Annotated in this window: 16 protein-coding genes and 1 pseudogene; 4 read left to right on the top strand and 13 right to left on the bottom strand. The window is 59.9% G+C overall.

What is annotated here, in order from left to right; genetic code table 11:
- Positions 1-358: 358 nt before the first annotated feature.
- Complete coding sequence (locus tag KVH01_RS16970; RefSeq protein WP_217882164.1) at positions 359-1204, bottom strand: SDR family NAD(P)-dependent oxidoreductase; 846 nt, start codon at positions 1202-1204, stop codon at positions 359-361.
- Between the two features lie 180 nt (positions 1205-1384).
- Here KVH01_RS16970 and KVH01_RS16965 point away from each other — a divergent pair, with 180 nt between their 5' ends.
- Positions 1385-2314 (top strand): LysR family transcriptional regulator, encoded by a 930-nt coding sequence (locus KVH01_RS16965; protein ID WP_217882163.1) that lies wholly within the window; start codon positions 1385-1387, stop codon positions 2312-2314.
- Positions 2315-2609: 295 nt separating this feature from the next.
- Complete coding sequence (locus KVH01_RS16960; RefSeq protein ID WP_217882162.1) at positions 2610-3779, top strand: MFS transporter; 1170 nt, start codon at positions 2610-2612, stop codon at positions 3777-3779.
- Between the two features lie 37 nt (positions 3780-3816).
- Here KVH01_RS16960 and KVH01_RS16955 read toward each other — a convergent pair whose 3' ends face one another.
- The 12 genes from KVH01_RS16955 to KVH01_RS16900 all read right to left on the bottom strand — a co-directional run bounded on the left by KVH01_RS16955 (position 3817) and on the right by KVH01_RS16900 (position 18716).
- Positions 3817-4032 carry a DUF3079 domain-containing protein gene (locus KVH01_RS16955; protein ID WP_217882161.1) on the bottom strand — a complete coding sequence of 72 codons (216 nt, stop codon included), beginning with the start codon at positions 4030-4032 and terminating at the stop codon, positions 3817-3819.
- Positions 4033-4145: 113 nt separating this feature from the next.
- Complete coding sequence (locus KVH01_RS16950) at positions 4146-4841, bottom strand: anaerobic ribonucleoside-triphosphate reductase activating protein (protein ID WP_217882160.1); 696 nt, start codon at positions 4839-4841, stop codon at positions 4146-4148.
- Positions 4838-5005, bottom strand: a complete 168-nt coding sequence (gene nrdD, locus KVH01_RS30325; protein ID WP_124400195.1) for an anaerobic ribonucleoside-triphosphate reductase — start codon at positions 5003-5005, stop codon at positions 4838-4840. The genes KVH01_RS16950 and nrdD overlap by 4 nt, the downstream gene beginning before the upstream one ends.
- A gap of 32 nt (positions 5006-5037) precedes the next feature.
- On the bottom strand, positions 5038-7053 hold the full coding sequence (locus KVH01_RS16940) for a ribonucleoside triphosphate reductase (protein ID WP_217882159.1): 2016 nt from the start codon (positions 7051-7053) through the stop codon (positions 5038-5040).
- Between the two features lie 181 nt (positions 7054-7234).
- On the bottom strand, positions 7235-8227 hold the full coding sequence (gene moaA / locus KVH01_RS16935; RefSeq protein ID WP_217882158.1) for a GTP 3',8-cyclase MoaA: 993 nt from the start codon (positions 8225-8227) through the stop codon (positions 7235-7237).
- A 24-nt stretch (positions 8228-8251) separates the two neighbouring features.
- Positions 8252-9211: a peptidylprolyl isomerase gene (locus KVH01_RS16930; RefSeq protein WP_217882157.1), complete on the bottom strand. Its 960-nt coding sequence runs from the start codon at positions 9209-9211 to the stop codon at positions 8252-8254.
- Between the two features lie 10 nt (positions 9212-9221).
- Positions 9222-9902 (bottom strand): respiratory nitrate reductase subunit gamma, encoded by a 681-nt coding sequence (gene narI / locus KVH01_RS16925; RefSeq protein ID WP_057025435.1) that lies wholly within the window; start codon positions 9900-9902, stop codon positions 9222-9224.
- On the bottom strand, positions 9895-10650 hold the full coding sequence (gene narJ, locus KVH01_RS16920) for a nitrate reductase molybdenum cofactor assembly chaperone (RefSeq protein ID WP_198719063.1): 756 nt from the start codon (positions 10648-10650) through the stop codon (positions 9895-9897). The genes narI and narJ overlap by 8 nt, the downstream gene beginning before the upstream one ends.
- 2 nt (positions 10651-10652) lie before the next feature.
- Positions 10653-12191, bottom strand: a complete 1539-nt coding sequence (gene narH, locus KVH01_RS16915; protein ID WP_043051186.1) for a nitrate reductase subunit beta — start codon at positions 12189-12191, stop codon at positions 10653-10655.
- A 1-nt stretch (position 12192) separates the two neighbouring features.
- A complete protein-coding gene (locus KVH01_RS16910) occupies positions 12193-15966 on the bottom strand; it encodes a nitrate reductase subunit alpha (RefSeq protein ID WP_217882156.1) in 3774 nt (1257 codons plus the stop codon).
- Between the two features lie 70 nt (positions 15967-16036).
- A complete protein-coding gene (locus KVH01_RS16905; RefSeq protein WP_057025436.1) occupies positions 16037-17434 on the bottom strand; it encodes a NarK family nitrate/nitrite MFS transporter in 1398 nt (465 codons plus the stop codon).
- A complete protein-coding gene (locus KVH01_RS16900) occupies positions 17412-18716 on the bottom strand; it encodes an MFS transporter (protein ID WP_043051184.1) in 1305 nt (434 codons plus the stop codon). The genes KVH01_RS16905 and KVH01_RS16900 overlap by 23 nt, the downstream gene beginning before the upstream one ends.
- A gap of 304 nt (positions 18717-19020) precedes the next feature.
- Here KVH01_RS16900 and KVH01_RS16895 point away from each other — a divergent pair.
- Positions 19021-20822, top strand: a pseudogene (locus tag KVH01_RS16895) (histidine kinase).
- Entirely contained in the window at positions 20819-21466 is a 648-nt protein-coding gene (gene narL, locus KVH01_RS16890) for a two-component system response regulator NarL (protein ID WP_057025438.1), read from the top strand. The pseudogene KVH01_RS16895 and the gene narL overlap by 4 nt, the downstream one beginning before the upstream one ends.
- Positions 21467-21483 lie beyond the last annotated feature (17 nt).

The following is a 21483-nucleotide window of genomic DNA, read 5'->3' as shown; positions in this document are numbered from 1 at the left end:
GCCGAACGCAGGCTTGAAGCCGTGGGTAACCCGGCAGGACGGCGGCCCACGGATTCAAGCCGGAGAGAGGGCACACCGAGCCTAGGCGAGGTGCCGAGTGGTGGGGCAAGAGCGTTTTGCTTACTTTGCCGCTTTTGCAAAGTGAGCCGCCGTAAGGGCGGAACCTATAGTGGCCGTTACCTGAGCAACGGATATGTACTCGCCCCAACACCCCAACAACCCGAGTACATATCCATTGCTGCGGTAGCGGCCAATTAGGATTCCGCTTTTACAGCGATGGATGTCATCCCAGACGGGCTTTCATCCAGATCGGCCTGGCACGGTGAATACAGATGGAGCTCTTCCTGAGCAGAAATATTCAACACGCCTTGATTTGATCCCAAAGCCGGGCAACTTGTTCGGCGCTGGTGGCCTTCACTCGGGCCAGGTCGACGGGGTAGTCGACGCCTGGGTTTTCGACAAACCGCGTCGCCGTAAACTGACCATTGCTGGCGCGCAGCACATAAGCGGAGTCCTGACAGTGCTGCGACGCCAGGAACACCACGCCAGGCGTGACCCATTCAGGCTTGAGATTCTCCGGTTCGCCCATCACGCCCCACATGCGGGTCTTGGCCACTGGGGATACCGCATTGACCAGGATGCCTGCTTGCGCGCCCTCCATGCTCAACGCATTCATGATGCCCAGTTGTGCCATCTTGCCGGCGGCATACGCCACCAGGCCCGGTTGGGCATATTGCTGGTACATCGCACGGTCGGATGACGTCAGCACGACCCGTGCGGCAGCAGATTGCTTGAGGTATTTCCAGGCATGTTTGCATAGCCACACGGGTGTATAGATATTGATATCCACCGCACGGCCTATGAAGGTTGCATCGGCTTCTTCAATAGATTGGTAGCCGACCCAACCGGCGTTGTGAATCAAAATATCGAGTTGGCCATACGCCTCGATGGCCGTTGCCACCAGTTGCTCGCAACCTTGTTCGCTGGACAGGTCGCCATGGTGCCCTATCACGTTTAAACCCTGGTCACTGAGGGTTTTAGCAGCCTGCATGGCGATGGAGCCATCGCCCCCCGCGCCGAGCTTATCGGCGCCGATATCACTGATCACCACATTGGCGCCCAGCGAGGCTAACGCTTGCGCGTAACTAAAACCCAACCCCCGGCCAGCGCCGGTTACAACGGCAGTCTTTCCTGTAAAGTTCATTGGTTATTTCCTCTTGAGTGCCCCCTCACCTTAACAAGGTCTATCTACGCTGTTTAATACTAACGGCGGCGCAAGTTGATACTCGGCGCATATCAAGTTGATGTTAAATCCGTGTCATCCTTGATGAGGTACCATTGCAGCCCCAGTCCACTGATCAGTTCAATTGAAGGAACAGAAGAAATGATCGAAACCCGCCTGCTGCGCCAATTTATCGCCGTGGCTGAAGAGTTGCATTTCCACAAGGCCGCCATTCGCCTGCACATGGCGCAGCCGCCATTGAGCCAGGCCATCAATCGCCTGGAAGACAAGCTGGGGTTCAGTCTGTTCACCCGCAATAAACGCGGGGTCAAGCTGACCCCGGCCGGCGGCGCATTCCTGAGCGCGGCCTACAGCACCTTGAAGGAATTGGAACTGGGCATAGAACATGCCCGCCAAGTGTCCGAGGGAATTGCCGGCAAACTCACGGTGACTGCGGTATCGATCGCCTACTACGAGTCACTGCTCAGTACCCTGCGCCAGTTCCGCGAGACCTACCCCAAAGTCCAGTTGATCATCAAGGAGATGCCCTCTTCCAGCCAGGCCAAGGCCATTCTGTCGGGAGAAGCGGATATTGCCTTCATGCGCAAGTTGCCGATCTCGGCAGAAAACGTCGAGTCACGCCTGTTACTGGATGAAGAGATAGTGATGGCGCTGCCCGCCCATCACCCCAAGGTCAAGCAAGGTCAGATCGACTTGAGGGATTTCGCCGGGGAAGACTTCGTATTCACCCCAGAAGCCCTGGGTACCGGCTATCACAGTCAGCTTATCGCCTTGTGTGAAGCCGCTGGTTTTTACCCCAGGGTGGTGCAGGAGGCCGCGCAGATCCATACCCTGATCGGCTTGGTGGCCTGTGGTTTCGGCGTCGCCCTGGTACCTGAGTCGATTGCCAACTCAATCATGCGCGACAAGGTCCTGTTCCGCCGGATTTACCCCGTGACCGCCTCCCCCAACCCGGCAATCGGCCTGTACATGAGCTGGAACACCCACAACGAATCACCGTTGATGGACAGTTTCATTTCCATGCTCGATTTCAATGCCGTTTCCCAGGTTGAGGGGGAGCATCTTAGTTAGTTATATTCGTGCCCCCCCTCCCCCGCGATACACCACCCTGCTACGTGTTACAACTAACCAAACCGTTCACCCGGGATTGATACTCCTGTCATCAACACGTGACTAATGCCCGACAATAGTCTTAGACAGAGACTTTTATAGTATTTCTCATCTCCCTGTCAGCACCGCACTATCACCGCCACTTTTGCAAGAACGAGTTCCGGGCATCACCACGGTAGTCGGTTCATGACGACGCCAACTTAGTGCACTTGCACCGGCAGGATCCCCGATTCATGCACCGACAAGGAGACGCTGAATGCCAGCCGTCATTTATATTTTTTCGCTCTGCACTTTTACATTCGGTTTATCCGAGTTCGTCGTGGCCGGCCTGGTGTCGGCCATCTCGGTGGATCTGCATGAGTCCATCTCGCACGTCGGCACAGCCGTCGCGGCCTATGCCTTGGGCGCCGCCATTGGCGCCCCGATCATCACGGCCTTGTTGGCCAACTGGCGCGACAAAACCGTATTGCTGCTGACCCTCGGCGTGCTTGCCGCTGGCAGCGTGGTCATCAGCCTGGCACCTGATATTCTGACCCTGCATGGCGTACGTTTCATTATCGGCCTGGCCCATGGGGTATTCATGGCCGTGGCCTCCAACGCCGCGGTCAAACTGGTCGACCCGATGCGCGCAGGGCGAGCGCTATCGCTGGTGTGGACGGGGCTGACCCTTTCGATCGCCTTTGGCGTGCCTATCGGCACCTTCCTCGGCAGCTACTGGTCATGGCGCATAGTGTTCCTGGCCATCGGTGGCCTGGGCCTCATCAGCACCGCAGGCCTGGCGCTTCTGATGCGTCAGCGCCGCCTTTGCTCGACCCACCAAGCCACAGACCTGAAACAAAGCCTCGCGGCCCTCTTGCACCGCGAACTGTTGGTGGCGGCCACGATCGCGATGCTGGTGAGCGTGGCGACTTTTTCATTCTTTACCTTCGTGTCGCCGTTCCTGCTGGATATCACCCGTGTGCAGCCGCAAATTCTGAGCCTGGCGATGCTGGTGTTCGGTGTCTGCTCCATTCTCGGTAATTTGCTTGGCGGCTATCTCGTCGATGCATTCGACGCCGATCGATGTTTGCTCGGTGGGTTGACAGCGTTGATGCTTAACCTGTTGAGCTTGTACGTGTGGGGCGATTCGCTGATCGCCACGTTAATGCTGGTGGGGTTATTGGGTGTGGTGTTCTTCGCCATAGTGACCATGTCGACCCTGCGCCTGCTGCGCCTGGCACACCACTATGTTCCGCAATCCAGTAGCGTGGCTTCAGGACTCAATATTGCTTCGTTCAACTTAGGCACCGCATTGGGTGGCATCGGCGCAGGCTGGATCATTACCCGTTTCGGGCTCGCCTTTATTCCGATTGCGGGCGTAGGTGCTGCGTTGGTGGCCATCGGCATACTTGCCCTGCAGATGAAAAGCAAGCTGAGACCATCGTAAAAAAGCCTGCGGTCCGAGGGTTGCCGAGAGCGGTGACCTACGACTGGCTTTCATCCGCCGCCTTGTCGGTGACGATAGATCGCTCGATCCCCCAATCACCGGGCGCGCACCAATCTTCACCAAACAGTTCGGCTGGGTGCATCGTACGCTCGGAGCCATTGCCGCACGCCAATGACTTGGCCGGGCAATAGCGGTCGCACCCCCAACAGATTCGTTCGGGGTGGCTGGGGTTGACGGGGAAGTGCTTGGCCATGCCGATCTCCAATCATTGAGAGGCGTTTTTACAACCTACAGCTTCCGTGCGAAGCCATCCTTGACGGATATCAAGCTATCAACCTCGAATAAAGGTTTTATCCGTCGCCTCGATTACCCCCGCAACACGAACGCTGGAAACAACGCGCGCATGGCCGCCCAAAGATCCGCAAGCAAGGCAGGTGCCAGCACACTCGGCAGCTGAGGATCAAACATCTGCTCGGTGCGTACCAGCTGCACGGCAAAGCGTTTGACCCCCAGTTCACCCAAGCGCTGCGCCAGGGTCAACAGACCTGCCGGCTTGAACAGATGCCAATGCACGGTAGTACGGCATTCGTAGTCCACACCACTGGCCAGAAGATGTTCAAGGCTGCGCCAGTTCGCCGCTCCACTGCCTTCGACCCGAGTGATTGCCTGGCAATCCTCGGGCAACGCCTTGACATCGAAACCGACCCAATCGGCACCGGTCAGCGCCTTGGCAAAGGCTGTTGGCTTGATGCCGGCACTGTGAAGACCGATGCGAAAGCCCATCGCCCGCACTTCGTCCATGGCGTCAAGTAAACCCTCTTGCAAGGCTGGCTCACCGCCGCTGAACACCACCGCATCGAGCAGGTCCTGCCGGCGTTGCAGGAACGCCAACACCCGCCGCCAATCGACTTCGTCGGTGCCGCGAGGCGGGATCAACTGCGGGTTATGGCAGTAACGACAACGCCAGGCGCACCCCTGGCAAAACAACACACAGGCGAGCAGCCCCGGATAGTCGATGGTGGTCAGGGGCACCATGCCCCCAACCCGCAGCGTTCGACTCATTGGCGAGCGGCCAGCGCCGCGCTTTCAGTAAAGTGCACCCGCTCGTGGTGCTCGGACTGTTTGCCCGGATTGAACGCCGATACCGGACGGTGATAACCCATTACCCGAGTCCAGACTTCGCAGCGTTGACGTTGAGCCTGGGGCAGTGTTTGCGATGCAGTCATGGTGAAGCTCCTTGCGATTGAGTGGATCGAAATCAATGAGCGGTGCCGGGTTGCTGTTCTTTCAACAGCAGAACCTCGTCACATTTGGGACAGAACTCGTGCTCGCCATCGAGGTAACCGTGCACCGGGCAGATGGAGAACGTCGGGGTCACGGTCAGGTACGGCAGGCGGAAGCGTCCGAGGGCTTTGCGCACCAGTTGCTTGCAGGCTTGGGTCGAGGAAATCCGCTCGGCCATGTACAGATGCAAGACCGTGCCCCCGGTGTATTTGCATTGCAGTTCGTCTTGCAGTTGCAGGGCTTCGAAGGGGTCGTCGGTGTAGCCCACCGGCAGTTGCGAGGAGTTGGTGTAATACGGCGCTTGCAGCGTGCCGGCCTGGAGGATGTCGGGGTAACGCTTGAGGTCTTCCTTGGCGAAACGATAGGTAGTGCCTTCCGCCGGGGTCGCTTCCAGATTGTAGAGGTGCCCGGTTTCTTCCTGGAAACGCAGCAATGTGGCGCGCACATGGTCCAGCAGCTTCAGGGCGAACTGGCGGCCCTGTTCGGTGTGCGTGCCCTCTTTGTCAGCGGTGAAGTTGCGCAGCATTTCATGCAGGCCATTGAGGCCGATGGTGGAGAAATGGTTGCGCAAGGTACCCAGGTAGCGCTTGGTATAAGGGTACAAACCGGCATCCATATGGTGCTGAATGACCTTGCGTTTGACTTCCAGGCTCTCCATCGCCAACTCCATCAGCGAGTCCAGCCGCTTGAGCAGACCGCTGGTGTCGCCCTTGAATACATAACCCAGGCGCGCGCAGTTGATGGTTACCACGCCCAGCGATCCGGTCTGTTCCGCCGAGCCAAACAAACCGCCGCCGCGCTTGAGCAATTCGCGTACATCCAGCTGCAACCGGCAGCACATGGACCGCACCTGATTGGGTTGCAGATCGGAATTGAGGAAGTTCTGGAAATACGGCAGGCCGTAACGGGCCGTCATTTCGAACAGGCGATCAGCGTTCTCGCTGTCCCACGGAAAGTCATGGGTAATGTTGTAGGTCGGGATCGGGAAAGTGAACACCCGCCCTTTTGCATCACCGGCTTGCATCACCTCGATGTAGGCGCGGTTGAGCATATCCATTTCAACTTGCAGGTCGCCGTAGGCAAACGGCATTTCCTCACCACCGATGACGGGGATCTGCTCGCGTAGATCCTGCGGGCACACCCAGTCGAAGGTCAGGTTGGTGAACGGGGTCTGGGTGCCCCAGCGCGACGGTACGTTGAGGTTGTAGATGAATTCCTGGATCGCCTGGCGAACCTGCGCATAGCTCAATTGATCCTTACGCAGGTACGGCGCCAGGTAGGTATCGAACGAGCTGAAAGCCTGGGCGCCGGCCCATTCGTTTTGCAGCGTGCCGAGAAAATTCACCATCTGCCCCAGGGCACTGCTCAAGTGCTTTGGCGGCCCGGCTTCGACACGCCCTGGCACGCCGTTGAGCCCCTCGTGCAACAAGGTCCGCAGCGACCAGCCGGCGCAATATCCGGCCAGCATGTCCAGGTCGTGCACATGCAGATCAGCCTCGCGATGGGCCTGGCCAATGGCTTCGCTGTACACTTCGTCCAGCCAGTAGTTGGCAGTGACCTTGCCCGACACATTCAGCACCAGCCCGCCCAGGGAGTAGCCCTGATTGGCGTTGGCCTGGACCCGCCAGTCTTCACGGTCCAGGTATTCGTTCATCGACGTCGCCACTTCGACCAGGGTCCGCCGATCACGGCGCAAACGCCCGTGTTGTTCGCGATAGACGATGTAGGCCCGCATGGAAAGGAAATAACCGGCGTCCATCAGCACCCTTTCAACGCGGTCCTGGATTTGTTCGACATGCAGCCTGGACAAGCCTTCCAGCCGGGCCAGTACCGCCTGCAGCAATCCTTGGGCCTCTACCTCGGTATATTCCCCGGTAGCCTTGCCCGCCGCGATCAATGCCTGACGGATTTTGTCCGCATCGAAGGCGACCAAGGTGCCGTCGCGCTTGTGCAAACGGGTACATCCCACTGAAACCAGCGTGCTCTGCATTAAGCCTCCAAACACTACATATAGGTATTTAATAAACAAAAAACACAATATGCAGTGAAGACTACGGGCAATAGGCGGTTTTGCAATTGATCAATATCAAGATTGTGAGGCAAAAACCGCCCCCAGGACCGGTGACGAATACATGGCCAACGAGGGTTCACGGTGACTCGGCGTATCCCGTTCAGCCGCCACTCATGTTCATGAAGCGCACTACCTGCACCTCGCCGCCAGGGTTGAAGTCGTGCCGCAATGGCTTGGCGTGCAGGGCTTTGTGCACGGCGTCGATCAGCGGTTGATCGTCCAGCAGATAGCGGCGCAGCAAGCCACGCAAATCCAGCGCGTCGTCCTGCCCCAGGCACAGCAACAGCGTCCCCTCAACGGTCATCCGTACCCGGTTGCAACTGCCACAAAAGTTGTGACTGTTGGGTGAGATGAAGCCGATGCGGGTATCGGGATGGCGTTCCAGGCGCACGTAACGCGCCGGCCCCCCACTGTTTTCGGCGCTGTCGAGCAACCGATGCCGGCTGGCGATCAGCGTTCGCACCTCATCGCTGGAGCAAAACGCTTCGCCCCGTGAGCGCCCTACGTCGCCCAAGGGCATTTCTTCGATGAAACTGATGTCGATGCGTTGCCGGATGGCGTACTGCACCAGCCCCAGCACTTCATCGAAGTTGCGCCCCTTCATCACCACGCAGTTGAGCTTGACCCGCTCAAACCCCGCGCTGCGCGCCGCTTCAATGCCGTCCAGCACTTGGTCGAGATCGCCGTTGCGGGTGATCGCGCGGAATTTCTGCGCGTCCAGGCTATCGAGGCTGATGTTCATGCGCTTGACGCCCGCCTCCGCCAACGGCCGGGCCAAACGGCCCAGTTGCGAGCCGTTACTGGTCATCACCAGTTCCCGCAAACCCGGTAACGCGGCGATATTGCGGCATAAATCGACAATGCCGGGACGGATCAGCGGCTCACCGCCGGTCAGGCGAATCTTGCGTACACCGAGGCCGACGAACAGCGTCGCCAGGCGCTGCAACTCCTCCAGCGTCAAGACCTGCTGACGCGGCAGGAACGTCATGTTTTTCGCCATGCAATACACACAGCGAAAATCACAGCGGTCCGTCACCGACATCCGCAGATAGTCAATCTGTCGTCCAAAACCATCCTGCATGACCGCGTTCATCACTTCTCCCTTTGCCCCCAAGGCTCACTGCACCAGTGGCGAGTCGGCACCCTGCAAATGGATGCCGCGAATATCCGCCGCGCCGATCAGGGTTTGCAGGTATTGCACCAGGGCTTTTTGCCAGACGCCTTGCTGCAACTGCGTGCGGATCGCCGTCGACACCACTTCATAGGGCAACGGCATGCCTTCGATCCGCTGATCGACACTGACCACGTGCCAGCCGTAACGGCTTTCCAAAGGTTTACTGGCCAGCCCCGGTGCCAGGGTGAACAGCTGGCGTTCCAGTTCGGGCACGGTCTGGCCCTTGCTGATCTGCCCCAAGGAACCACCCTGAGCCTTCGACGGGCAGGCCGAATACTTCACCGCCAACTCGGCAAAACTGCCGGGGAGGTCCGCCAGCCGTTGCAGCAGGATTTCGGCCTGGGCATGCGCAAGTGCACGGGCCTCGGCATCGTCCGGCGCACATTCAAGCAGGATGTGCCGCACGGCCAGCAACGGCGCGCTGTGAAAGCGCCCGCGGTTGTTTGCGTAATAACGCAGGCTGGTTTCTTCGTCGCACTGCGGCACCTGCACCTCACGCTCAAGCAACAAGCGCGTGGCTGCTTCTTCTTCGTTCTCACCGGCGCCGATCTGCAGCGACACACCGAGTTCGGCAATGCGTTGCTGCAACAACTCGCGGATCACCAGCGCTCGAGCGGCCTGATAGACCGCCTCCTCGCGGGTGGGCGCCGGGTGATATTGCAACTCCTGGGCCAGCGCCTGTGGGGTGATCGACACCTCATTGACGCTGATGATCGGCCACTCCTGCTCGCTGCTGGCGATCAACTGCGCCGGGGCGTCATCGGCCGCTGGCGCAACCGGCAGCTCGTCAACCTGCACCACACCGGTCGGCGCGATATCCACCACATCGGCCTCGAGTTTTTTTGAAGAACCGCAGCCACCGCTGCCCCCGTTACCGCCGCCACATCCACATCCACCTGACATGATTGTCTCCTCAGAATTTCTGCCGAACGATTTGATAGCGACGCCCCAAGTACCAGACCGGTGCGCTGATCATGTGTACGAGACGGGTGAAGGGAAACAGCACGAACAAGGTCAAGCCGAGAAACACATGCAGCTTGTAGGTCAGCCCGACGGGCGCGATAGACGCCGCCGCTTCCATTGGCCGCAGCAGCACAGTGTTCTGCGCCCAATCGGCGAGCATCACCATCACCGAGCCGTCCATGTGCTCGGTGGACGCGACAATCGTCAGCAGGCCGAGCAGCAATTGCGCGAGCAGCACCAGCAGGACCAAGATGTCCGACGGGCTGGAAGTGGCGCGAACCCGTGGGTCGGTCAGCCGCCGCTTGATCAGCATCAGCAACCCCACCAGGCATAACAGGCCGAAGACCCCACCGGAAACCATCGCCAGTAACTGCTTGTTCTGCGTGCTGATCACATGGTGGTAGACCGATGCCGGCGTCAGCAGGCCGACGAAGTGCCCGGCCAGCACGAACAACACGCCGATATGGAAAAAATTACTCGCCACGCGCATGCCACGCTGGTTGAGCATCTGGCTGGAGCCGGCCTTCCACGTGTACTGCGACAGATCGAAGCGTGCCCAACTGCCTAGCAGGCAAATCGCCAGGGCCACATAAGGGTAAACCCCGAACAGCAAAAGATTCCATTTAGACATTACCCACCTCCTTGGCTGGCACAGCGGCCAGCCCTTCATGCTGAAAATCGACCCAGTGCAGCGGCACCGCGCTTTCTTCCCGGGCCTTGCCCGGCGCGCTTGGCAGCGAACTGCAACGGTCCTGCTGTTCGGCTTGCAGAAAGTCCACGGCCTCTTCTTCCCAGATCTTGTCGAGGGCTTCGAGGGAGTCATCGCGCGGTTCTGCGGCGACCTGTTCGCGCAGGTCAGCCACCGCTTGATGGGGCTCGGCCCCGGCGATCTGCAGCAACGCCCGGAAGCAACTGGCGTAAGCGCTTTCACGCTCCTCCAGGCGCGCCGCCAGCAAGGCCAGCAAATGCGCCACATCCGCCAGGCCTTCGCGGGCCTCAATGTCTTCGCGGGTCGAAAGGAACTCCAGGTACAGCGGGATAAAGTCCGGCAGCTCCTTGACGCCAATGGCAAAACCGGCGGCTTCGTACTGGGCCATCATGTCGACCATCGCCTGGCCACGGTCACGGGACTCACCGTGCACGTGCTCAAACAACAGCAGCGACAGCGAGCGCCCGCGGCCGAACAGCGCACCGTAGTGCTCCTGCCCGTCCATCAGGTCATTGGCGCAGATCAGTTCCAGCAACTCGAACAATGCGCCGCGTTGCGTCGGGCTGATTTCCCGGGACTGGGCAATCGCTTGTTCCAGTTCGTCGCGACCGCCAGTCAGTGCCTCGGTCGGGTAGTCGAGCAGCAGCGAAATCACTTTGAGAATTTGCATGCTCATTGCTCCCACACCTGCACGGTTTTGAGGATGTCGCGGCGGTTGGCTTTCTTCGCCCCAAACAGGTTGGTGTCGGAACTGCCGCTGCAACCGCTGCCGAAACTGAAGCCGCAACCGGAGCGTTCGGCGAAGGCGTCGCTCATGGCGTCTTCGCGGTGCGCACTCGGTACCACGAAGCGGTCTTCATAGTTGGCAATCGCAAGGTAGCGATACATCTCTTCGACCTGGGCCACGCTCAAGCCGACATCCGCCAGCACTTGCAAGTCCTGCACGCCATCGACTTGCTCGGAACGCTTGTAGGCGCGCATCGCCAGCAAGCGTTTGAGCGCACGCTTGACCGGTTTTTCATCGCCCGCCGTCAGCAGGTTGGCCAGGTACTTGAGTGGAATGCGCAGGCTGTCCACATCCGGGATCACCCCGTTCATGCCCACGGTGCCGGCGGTGGCGGCGTTCTGGATCGGCGAGAGCGGCGGCACATACCAAACCATCGGCAAGGTGCGGTATTCCGGGTGCAGCGGCAGCGCAAGCTTCCAGTCCACCGCCATCTTGTAGACCGGCGAGCGTTGCGCCGAGTCGATCACCGACTGCGGAACACCATCGGCCAAGGCCTGGCGGATCACCGCCGGATCGTTCGGATCGAGGAAGATCTCCAGTTGTTTTTCGTACAGGTCCTGCTCGTTGGCGGTGCTGGCGACTTCGCTGATACGGTCGGCGTCATACAGCAGCACCCCGAGGTAGCGGATACGGCCGACACAGGTTTCGGCGCAAACCGTCGGCATCCCGGCTTCGATACGCGGGTAGCAGAAGATGCATTTCTCGGATTTGCCGCTTTTCCAGTTGAAGTAGATCTTCTTGTACGGGCAGCCGCTGATGCACATCCGCCAGCCACGGCATTTTTCCTGGTCGATCAGGACGATACCGTCCTCTTCGCGCTTGTAGATCGCCCCGCTGGGGCACGACGCCGCGCAGGTTGGGTTGAGGCAGTGCTCGCACAGGCGCGGCAGATACATCATGAAGGTGTTTTCGTACTCGCCGTAGATGTCCGCCTGGATCTTGTCAAAGTTCTTGTCCTTGCGACGCTTGGCGAATTCGGTACCGAGGATTTCTTCCCAGTTCGGGCCCCATTCGATTTTTTCCATGCGTTTGCCGGAGATCAGCGAACGCGGGCGCGCGGTGGGCTGGTGCTCGCCCAGCGGAGCGGTGTGCAGGTGCTGGTAGTCGAAGTCGAACGGCTCGTAGTAGTCGTCGAGGCTCGGCAGGTCCGGGTTGGCGAAAATGTTCGCCAATACGCGAAATTTACCGCCGATGCGTGGGTTGATCGTGCCGTTGGCGTTGCGAATCCAGCCGCCCTTCCACTTGTCCTGGTTTTCCCATTCCTTCGGATAGCCGATGCCCGGTTTCGATTCAACGTTGTTGAACCAGGCGTATTCCATGCCTTCGCGGCTGGTCCAGACGTTTTTGCAGGTGATCGAACACGTGTGGCAACCGATGCATTTGTCCAGGTTCAGAACCATGCCGATTTGTGAGCGAATCTTCATCTCAGTTCTCCTCGATATCGGTCGGCAGCGGACGCGGCAGGTCATCACCGGACGAACCATCGAGCCAGTCGACTTTGGACATTTTGCGCACCACGACAAACTCATCGCGGTTGCAGCCGACGGTGCCGTAATAGTTGAAACCGTAGGCTTGCTGGGCGTAGCCACCGATCATGTGGGTCGGCTTGAGCACGACGCGGGTCACCGAGTTGTGGTGGCCGCCACGGGTCTTGGTGGTTTCGGAACCGGGTACGTTCACGATTCGTTCCTGGGCGTGGTACATCATCACCATGCCGTCCTTGACCCGCTGGCTGACCACCGCACGGGCAGTCAGCGCACCGTTGACGTTGAAACATTCGATCCAGTCGTTGTCTTCAATACCGGCGCTTTTCGCATCATTCTCCGAGAGCCAGACAATCGGCCCGCCACGGCTGAGGGTCAGCATCAGCAGGTTGTCGCTGTAGGTACTGTGGATACCCCATTTCTGGTGCGGGGTGATCCAGTTCAGGACGATCTCGATCTCGCCATTGCTGCGCTTGCCCTTCACCCCTTCGATGGTGCGGGTATTGACCGGTGGGCGATAACTCATCAGCTGTTCGCCGAACGCCTGCATCCACGGGTGATCCTGGTAGAACTGCTGGCGGCCGGTGATGGTGCGCCATGGGATCGCCTCGTGCACGTTGGTGTAGCCGGCGTTGTAGCTGACGTGATCGTCTTCGAGACCCGACCAGGTCGGGCTGGAAATGATCTTGCGCGGCTGGGCCTGGATGTCGCGGAAACGTATCGCCTCGTGGGCCTTGGACAGCGCCAGGTGGCTGTGGTCGATGCCGGTGAATTCCGACAGCGCGGCCCAGGCTTTCACGGCAACCTGGCCGTTGGTTTCCGGCGCCAGGGACAGGATCACCTCAGCAGCGTCGATGGCCGTGTCGATTTTCGGCCGACCGTGGCTGATGCCGGCATCGCCTTCGTGGTGGTTCAGCTCACCGAGAAATTTCACTTCGTCTTCGGTGTTCCAGTTGATGCCCTTGCCGCCGTTGCCGTGTTTTTCCAGCAATGGCCCCAGGGACGAGAACTGCTTGTAGATGTTCGGATAATCACGCTCGACCACATGCAGGTTCGGTGCGTTTTTCCCTGGCACTGGCGCCACTCCGTCACTTTTCCAGTCGGTGCCGCCAAACGGCTGAGCCAGTTCGCCAACACTGTCGTGCATCAGTGGCAGGGTCACCAGGTCCTGTTCGACGCCCAGGTGCCCTTCGGACATGCTGGAAAACGCCTTGGCAATGCCCTTGTAGATTTCCCAGTCGGAACGCGACTCCCACGCGGGGTCGATGGCGGCCGACAAGGGGTGGATGAACGGGTGCATGTCCGAGGTGTTCATGTCGTCTTTTTCGTACCAGGTCGCGGTCGGCAAGACGATGTCGGAATACACGCAGGTCGAGGACATGCGAAAGTCCAGTGTGGTCACCAGGTCGAGCTTGCCGATGGCGCCCTCGTCAACCCATTCGGCTTCTTCGGGTTTGCAGTCGCCGACCTGGCCGATATCTTCGTTCATCACGCCGTTCTTGGTGCCGAGCAGGTACTTGAGCATGTACTCATGGCCCTTGCCCGAGGAGCCCAGCAGGTTGGAACGCCAGATAAACATGTTGCGCGGGAAGTTCACCGGGCTGTCCGGCTGCTCGCAGGAAAAGCGCAGCGAACCGTCCTGCAACGACTTGACCACATAGTCTTTCGGGTCCATGCCGGCGGCGGCCGCATCGCGGCAGATGTGCAGCGGGTTGGTATTGAGTTGCGGCGCGCTGGGCAGCCAGCCGGCCCGTTCGGCGCGGATGTTGTAGTCCAGGGCGTGTTCGGGAAATTGGGATTTATCGGCCAACGGCGAGAGCACGTCGTGCATGCTCATTTTCTCGTGGCGCCATTGCGAGCTGTGGGCGTAGAAAAAGCTGGTGCCGTTCATTTGCCGCGGTGGACGGTTCCAGTCCAGGCCGAACGCCAGGGGCAGCCAACCGCATTGTGGACGCAGTTTTTCCTGGCCGACGTAGTGCGCCCAACCGCCACCGGTCTGGCCGACACACCCGCAGAGCATGAGCATGTTGATCAGCCCGCGGTAGTTCATGTCCATGTGGTACCAGTGATTCATCGCCGCGCCGACGATGATCATCGAGCGGCCCTTGGTCTTGTCGGCGTTGTCGGCAAACTCACGGGCGATCTGGATGGCTTTTTCGCGGCTCACGCCGGTGATTTTCTCCTGCCAGGCCGGGGTGCCGGGCACCGAGGCGTCGTCGTAATCCTTGGCGACGTTTTCGCCGCCCAGGCCACGATCAATCGCCAGGTTGGCCGCCGACAGGTCGAAGACCGTGGCCACTTTAGCGACGCTACCATCGGCCAGCACCACGTTATGCACCGGCACCCGGCGGTATTGCACGGCATCGCCGGCGACGTGCTGGAAGTGTTCGTGGGACTCACCGGCAAAATACGGGAACGCCACTTCGGCGACGTCATCGCCCATCAGGCTCAGTTTCAGATCGATCTCGCGACCTTCGCCACCTTCACGGGCAAGAATGTTCCACTTGCCCTTCTCTCCCCAGCGATAACCGATGGACCCCTGAGGGGACACCAGTTCGCCGTTGACGTCGAGGGCGATGGTTTTCCATTCCGGGTGGTTTTCCTGGCCGAGGTTGTCGGTCAGGTCACTGGCGCGCAGGAAACGGTCCGGCTGATAGCCTGCACCCGGTGCCTTGTCGACCATTTGCTTGAGCAGCACCAGTACCGGCAAATCTGTGAAGCGCTTGGCGTATTCGGTGAAATAGGCGCTCGGTTTGTCGAGGTGGAATTCTTTGAAGATGACATGGTTGAACGCCTGCGCCAGTGCCGCATCGGTGCCTTGTTTGGGGTTCAGCCACAGGTCGGTGAGCTTGGCGACTTCCGAATAGTCGGGGGTAATGGCGACCGTCTTGGTGCCCTTGTAACGCACTTCGGTAAAGAAGTGCGCGTCCGGGGTCCGGGTCTGAGGGACGTTGGAGCCCCAGGCAATGATGTAGTTGGAGTTGTACCAGTCGGCCGATTCCGGCACGTCGGTCTGCTCGCCCCAGACCATCGGCGAAGCCGGCGGCAAGTCGCAGTACCAGTCATAGAAGCTCAGGCATGCGCCGCCGATCAGCGACAGGTAACGCGAGCCGGCGGCGTAGCTGACCATCGACATGGCCGGGATCGGCGAGAAGCCGACAATGCGATCGGGCCCATATTGCTTGATGGTGTAGACGTTGGCCGCCGCGATGATCTCGTTGACTTCTTCCCAGTTGGAACGAATGAAGCCACCCATGCCGCGCTTGCTTTTATAGGACTCGGCCTTGGCCTTGTCCTCGACGATGCTCGCCCAGGCTTCGACCGGCGCCAGGGTCTGGCGCGCATCGCGCCACAGCTTCAGCAACGGCTTGCGGATTTTCGGGTACTTGAGCCGGTTCGCGCTGTAGATGTACCAGCTGTAACTGGCGCCACGCGGGCAACCACGGGGTTCATGGTTAGGCAGATCGTTGCGGGTGCGCGGGTAGTCGGTCTGCTGGGTTTCCCAGGTGATCAAGCCGTTCTTGACGTAGATTTTCCACGAGCAGGACCCGGTGCAGTTCACCCCGTGGGTGGAGCGCACGATCTTGTCGTACTGCCAGCGGGAACGGTAGACGTTTTCCCAGTCGCGAGACTCTTTGCGGGTCTCTCCATGACCGTCGGAAAACTCGTTTTGCTTGCGATTGAAAAACCGCAATTGGTCCAGTAAATGACTCACGGTGTACACCTCTCAGGCTTGCTGCGGGGTTCTGTGCCCCGCCCACGCAATGGTTGGATTCGGGCTCGACTCAGCAGGGTGTCGCGGCGCCTTTGCGCGCGTACCACCACCAGGTCACCACGATGCAGCTCAGGTAAAAGCCGACGAACATGTAGAAGGCCATCTCCGGGCCGCCGGTCTGGGCCATCGAAGTGCCGAAGGATTTGGGAATGAAGAACGCACCGAAGGCGCCCATGGCCGAACTGAAACCCAGGACGGCCGCCGATTCCTTGCCGGCATCCTTGAGCGCTTGTTCGCGCACGGCGGCGGGTTTTCCAGCAGCGGATCTTTCATGCAGGGTCCGGAAGATCACCGGGATCATCCGGAAGGTGGAGCCGTTGCCCACGCCGGTGGTGATGAACAGCAGCATGAACATGCCGAGGAAACCGTAGAAGTTGCCGCCTGATCCGTCCTGGGGCAAAAAGTGCAGCACACCGAAGACCATCACGATCATCAGCACGAAGTTCCACAGGGTCACTTTCGCGCCGCCGAGCTTGTCCGCCAGCCAGCCGCCCAACGGACGAACCAATGCGCCGACCAGCGGGCCGAGGAACGCGAATTTCAAGGCGATGACGTCCGGAAAGGAGGTCTTGATCAGCAGCGGAAACGCCGCGGAGAAGCCGATGAACGAACCGAAGGTCGCCAGGTACAACCAGCACATCAACCAGTTGTGCTTGCGCTTGAAGATCACCGCCTGCTCGCTGAACGAGGCGCGGGCACTGGACAGGTCATTCATGCCAAACCAGGCCAACACCGTCACCAACACAATGAATGGCACCCAAATGAACCCGGCGTTCTGCAACCACAACTGAGCGCCGTCCTGCAGCACTTGCGGCTGGCCGCCCAGGAAACCGAACACGCCAAAAGTAATCACCAGCGGCACGCAGAACTGCATCACCGAAACGCCCAGGTTGCCGAGCCCGGCGTTGAGACCAAGGGCTGTGCCCTGCTGAGACTTGGGATAGAAGAAGCTGATGTTGGACATGCTCGAGGCAAAGTTGCCGCCACCAAAGCCGCAGAGCAAGGCGATCAACACGAATACGCTGTACGAGGTGCTCGGGTCTTGCACCGCCAGCCCCATCCAGATCGACGGCAACAGCAGTGACGCGGTGCTCACGGCGGTCCAGCGCCGACCCCCGAAGATCGGCACCATGAACGAATAGAAGACGCGCAGGGTCGCCCCGGACAACCCCGGCAATGCCGCCAGCCAGAACAACTGGTCGGTGGTGAAGCTGAAGCCGATGGCGTTCAACCGCACGATCACCGTGCTCCAGACCATCCACACCGCAAAGGCCAGCAGCAGTGCAGGAATGGAGATCCACAGGTTGCGGGTGGCGGTCTGTTTGCCGCTGCTTCCCCAGAACGCAGGGTCTTCGGGGCGCCAGTCATGGATGACCGGGCCTTTGTCAGGCTTTTGCAGAACGGACATGTTCTTCTCCTTGGGCAATGCTGGAAAACGGGGACGACGTCGCTGGCGGCTGTTTGCCCAGCAGCGGGCGCTTGCGTATTTCGCTGAAGTACATCCAGGTGAGGGAGACCCAGACCACGCCGTACATCAACATGAAGCAGGAAGAGCGCACGCCGGTGAGGTCCACCAGGGCGCCGAACAGGATCGGCAGCACGAAGCCGCCGAGGCCGCCCGCGAGGCCGACAATGCCCGACACCGCGCCCATGTTTTGCGGGTAGTCATTAGCGATGTATTTGAAGACCGAGGCCTTGCCGAATGCGAAGGCGATGCCCATGACAAACAGCAGCACGGTGAACAGCGTAGGAGTGAGGCCGATGTGGAAACTGACCGGGCCGTTGATGGACTGCACTTGCAGCTGGGTCTGTGGGTACGAGAGCAGGAACAGGCAGATCCAACTGACCCATAACACCCACCAGGTCACGCTTTGCGCGCCCCAGCGATCCGACATCCAGCCGCCGACGGCACGCAATACACCGCCGGGCAGGGAGAAACAGGCGGCCAGCAACGCGGCGCTTTGCAGGCTGAAACCGTATTCGCGCACGTAGTATTGGGTCATCCATAATGCGAGGGCCACATAGCCGCCGAAGACGATCGAGTAGTACTGGCAGTAGCGCCACACCGCAGGGTCTTTCAGGGCGCTCAATTGCTCGCGCAAACTGGCGCCGGTCGCACTGCGGTGGTCCTTGTTTTCTGCACTGAGAAACCAGAACAGCAATGCCGTGACAAAGAGGATGGCGCTAAAGACTTTCGGTACCAGTTGCCAGCTACCCGCGGCGATCAGGGCCGGCGCGAGAAACTTGGTCACCGCAGCCCCCGCGTTGCCGGCGCCAAAGATGCCCATCGCGAAGCCCTGGTTCTCTTTGTCGAACCATTTGGCGACGTAGGCAATCCCCACCGAAAACGAGCCGCCGGCCAGGCCGACGAACAGGCCCAGCACCAGGAACTGCCAGTAAGCAGTGGCGTGGCTGATCAGGTACAACGGTGCGACGCAGGTCAGCATCAGCACCAGGAACACGCTGCGCCCGCCAAAGCGGTCGGTGAGCAGGCCAAGGGGCAGACGCGCCAGTGAGCCGGTCAGCACCGGGGTGGCGGCCAGCAGGCCAAATTGCGTTTCGTTGAGCTGGAGCAGTTCCTTGATCGGCACGCCGAGCACGGCGAACATCATCCAGACCATAAAACACACGGTGAAGGCCAGTGTGCTCATGCCAAGCACCAAGCCTTGTCGTACACGGGGTTGGGTCACAATGTTCTCCAGTCAGCTAGCCATGCCGGCAGACTAGAGACGCCAACCCTGCAAAAACTTGACCCATGTCAACGAAGCCCAAGGGGGCATAGGCCTATGCTTAGCCTGTCTACCTCTAAGGAGGTAGTGCATGGACACCTGGAAAGCCTTTATTTATCAGCTTCTTAAGGTTTTACAGCCCCACCTTTACTGACAGGGAGCGGTCGGCAACTCTTTAGAGGTAGCGCACCCGGGACGGGATGCAAAACCGTGTTCCGGGACGCCGTATGCTCAGTTTTCGTGGCTTTGCCCAGGATCAGCGCTGATGATGCGCTGGTTGCGCAGCTCCCTGCCCGCTCGCGCCGGGCTGGCGGTGATTCTCATCGCCATCCTCGCCCTGGCCAGCTCGTTGAGCGCCGGATTGATCGCCTGGTTCAGCCAAGGCGATGCCGCCGCCATCAATACCGCTGGCTCGGTGCGCATGGAGACTTACCACCTGAGCTGGAAACTGGCCGCTGGCGCTCCCCGCGAAGAAATCGCTGCCATCACTGACAGCCTGCAAACCCGCCTCAATAGCCATTCCCTCAAGGCGGTGCTGGAAGATGGCCCGACCACCGATTTGCAAATCAGCTATGGGCAGATCCAGCAACGCTGGAAGGATGATTTGCACCCGGCACTTCAACGTGGCGATGCAAGTGCTTTTCAGGCCATGGCCCTGCCCTTCGTCGAACAACTGAACCAGTTCGTCAGCCTGCTCCAGCGCCAGAGCGAGCAAAAGCAAGGCTGGCAACAGGTCATTCAAGGCCTGGCCTTGTTCACTACGCTGATCGTCTTGCTGCTCGGGCTTTACGAACTGCAGTATGGCGTCGTCTCGCCGCTGCAAGAGTTGGTGGCCGCCACCCAGCGCTTTCGTCGCGGCGAGTTCCAGGTGCGGGTCAACCATCAGTCCCATGACGAACTGGGCCAGTTGGCCACCAGTTTCAACGCCATGGCCGAGACGATCGAGGAGTCGCACCGCACGCTTGAAAGCCAGGTCCAGCAAAAAACCTTGAACCTGCAGCAAGCCAACGCGGCGCTGGAACTGCTCTATCAAAGCAGCCGAAGCCTGGCCACGCGCCTGGCCAATGCCGAGGGGCTGGACGAGTTGATCCGGCGCTTCCAGCAACGCCTGCCCGGCTTGCGCTGTCGTTGTGCCTGCAAGGACACTTGCAGGCACCGGCCCAGCAATTACTCGCCCTGCACGGCGCCGACAGTCGGGATGTCTGCGCCAGCAGCGATTGCGCCACGTGCCAGAAACACCACAAAACCAGCCCGCAAACCTTCAGCATCAGCAACCAGGGCAGCGAACTGGGTGAGCTCAAGGCCCACTTTGTCGACGGCCATCCCGCGCAAGCCTGGGAAACCCAACTGATCCAGGCCCTCGCCAACCTGATCGGCACCTCGCTTTCGCTCAAACGCCAACGGGAACAGGACCATCGCCTGCTGCTCCTTGAAGAGCGCACGATCATCGCCCGCGAATTGCACGATTCACTGGCGCAGGCCCTGTCCTACATGAAGCTGCAAGTCAGCCGCATGCAAACCCTGATGCGCCGCGGCGAACCGGTCGAAACCCTGGAAACCGTCACCGCTGAGTTGCGCGAGGGCCTGAACAATGCCTACCGCCAGCTACGCGAACTGCTGACCACTTTTCGCTTGCAGATCAATGATGCAGGCCTGGTGCAGGAGCTCAAGGACACCGCCGAGGAGTTCTCCCGTCGCGGCGAGTTCAAGGTCCACCTGCACGTCGATGCGCTGGCCTTCCAGCTCTGCGCCAGCGAGCAAATCCACATCTTGCAGATCACCCGCGAGGCGCTTTCCAACTGTCTGCGCCATGCCCATGCGCAAAACGTCTGGCTGCAACTGCGCCAGGACGGCGAAACCGTCAGGCTCTCGGTCGAAGATGACGGGCGCGGCTTCAGCGGCACTGTCGACCAACGCGAACACCACGGCCTGAACATCATGGATGAACGTGCGCGCAGCCTGCGCGGCCAGTTGCAGATAATTTCCAGGACGCCGCAAGGGACCCGCGTCCAACTGGAGTTTCATCCCGAGTTTCTCGAACGGCAAACAGAAGGTAGCGTCGCATGACCCCGTCCCCCCACCATAGAATCCTGCTGGTAGACGATCATCCAATGATGCGTCACGGCATTCGCCAGATGCTTGAACTCGAAGATGATTTCCTGATCGTCGGCGAAGCCAACCATGGCGAAGAAGCACTCACCCTGATCGAGCCACTGCAACCGGACCTGGTACTACTCGACAACAACATGCCGCAGATGAATGGCATTGAGACCCTGCGTCGATTACGGGCCATGCATTACACCGGCAAGGTACTGCTGTTTACCGTGTCGGATGCCGAAGACGACATTCGCGATGCGCTGCGCCTGGATGCCGACGGTTATCTGCTCAAGGACATGGAGCCCGAGCTGCTGATCCAGTACATCCGCGATGCCCTCGAAGGCGCATTGGTCATCAGCCCTGGCCTGACGCAGGTCATGGCCCAGGCGTTGCGCTCACCGCCGCGTCAAGCGGTGGTAGAACTGACCGAGCGTGAACGCCAGGTGTTGAAGACCATCGCCAGCGGCTACAGCAACAAGGTTATCGGACACAAGCTGGGCATCACCGAAGGAACGGTCAAGGTCCACGTCAAGAACCTGCTGCACAAACTCGGCTTGCGTTCACGGGTCGAAGCGGCGGTGTGGGCCATGGAGCATCTGCGCATTACAGGCTGAGGCATGCCTCCTTGGAG

The sequence above is a fragment of the Pseudomonas khavaziana genome, assembly GCF_019145205.1.
Taxonomy (GTDB): Bacteria; Pseudomonadota; Gammaproteobacteria; order Pseudomonadales; family Pseudomonadaceae; genus Aquipseudomonas; species Aquipseudomonas khavaziana.
The sequence above is the reverse complement of the archived record's forward strand: the minus strand, read 5'-3'. Positions and strand labels throughout refer to the sequence as shown.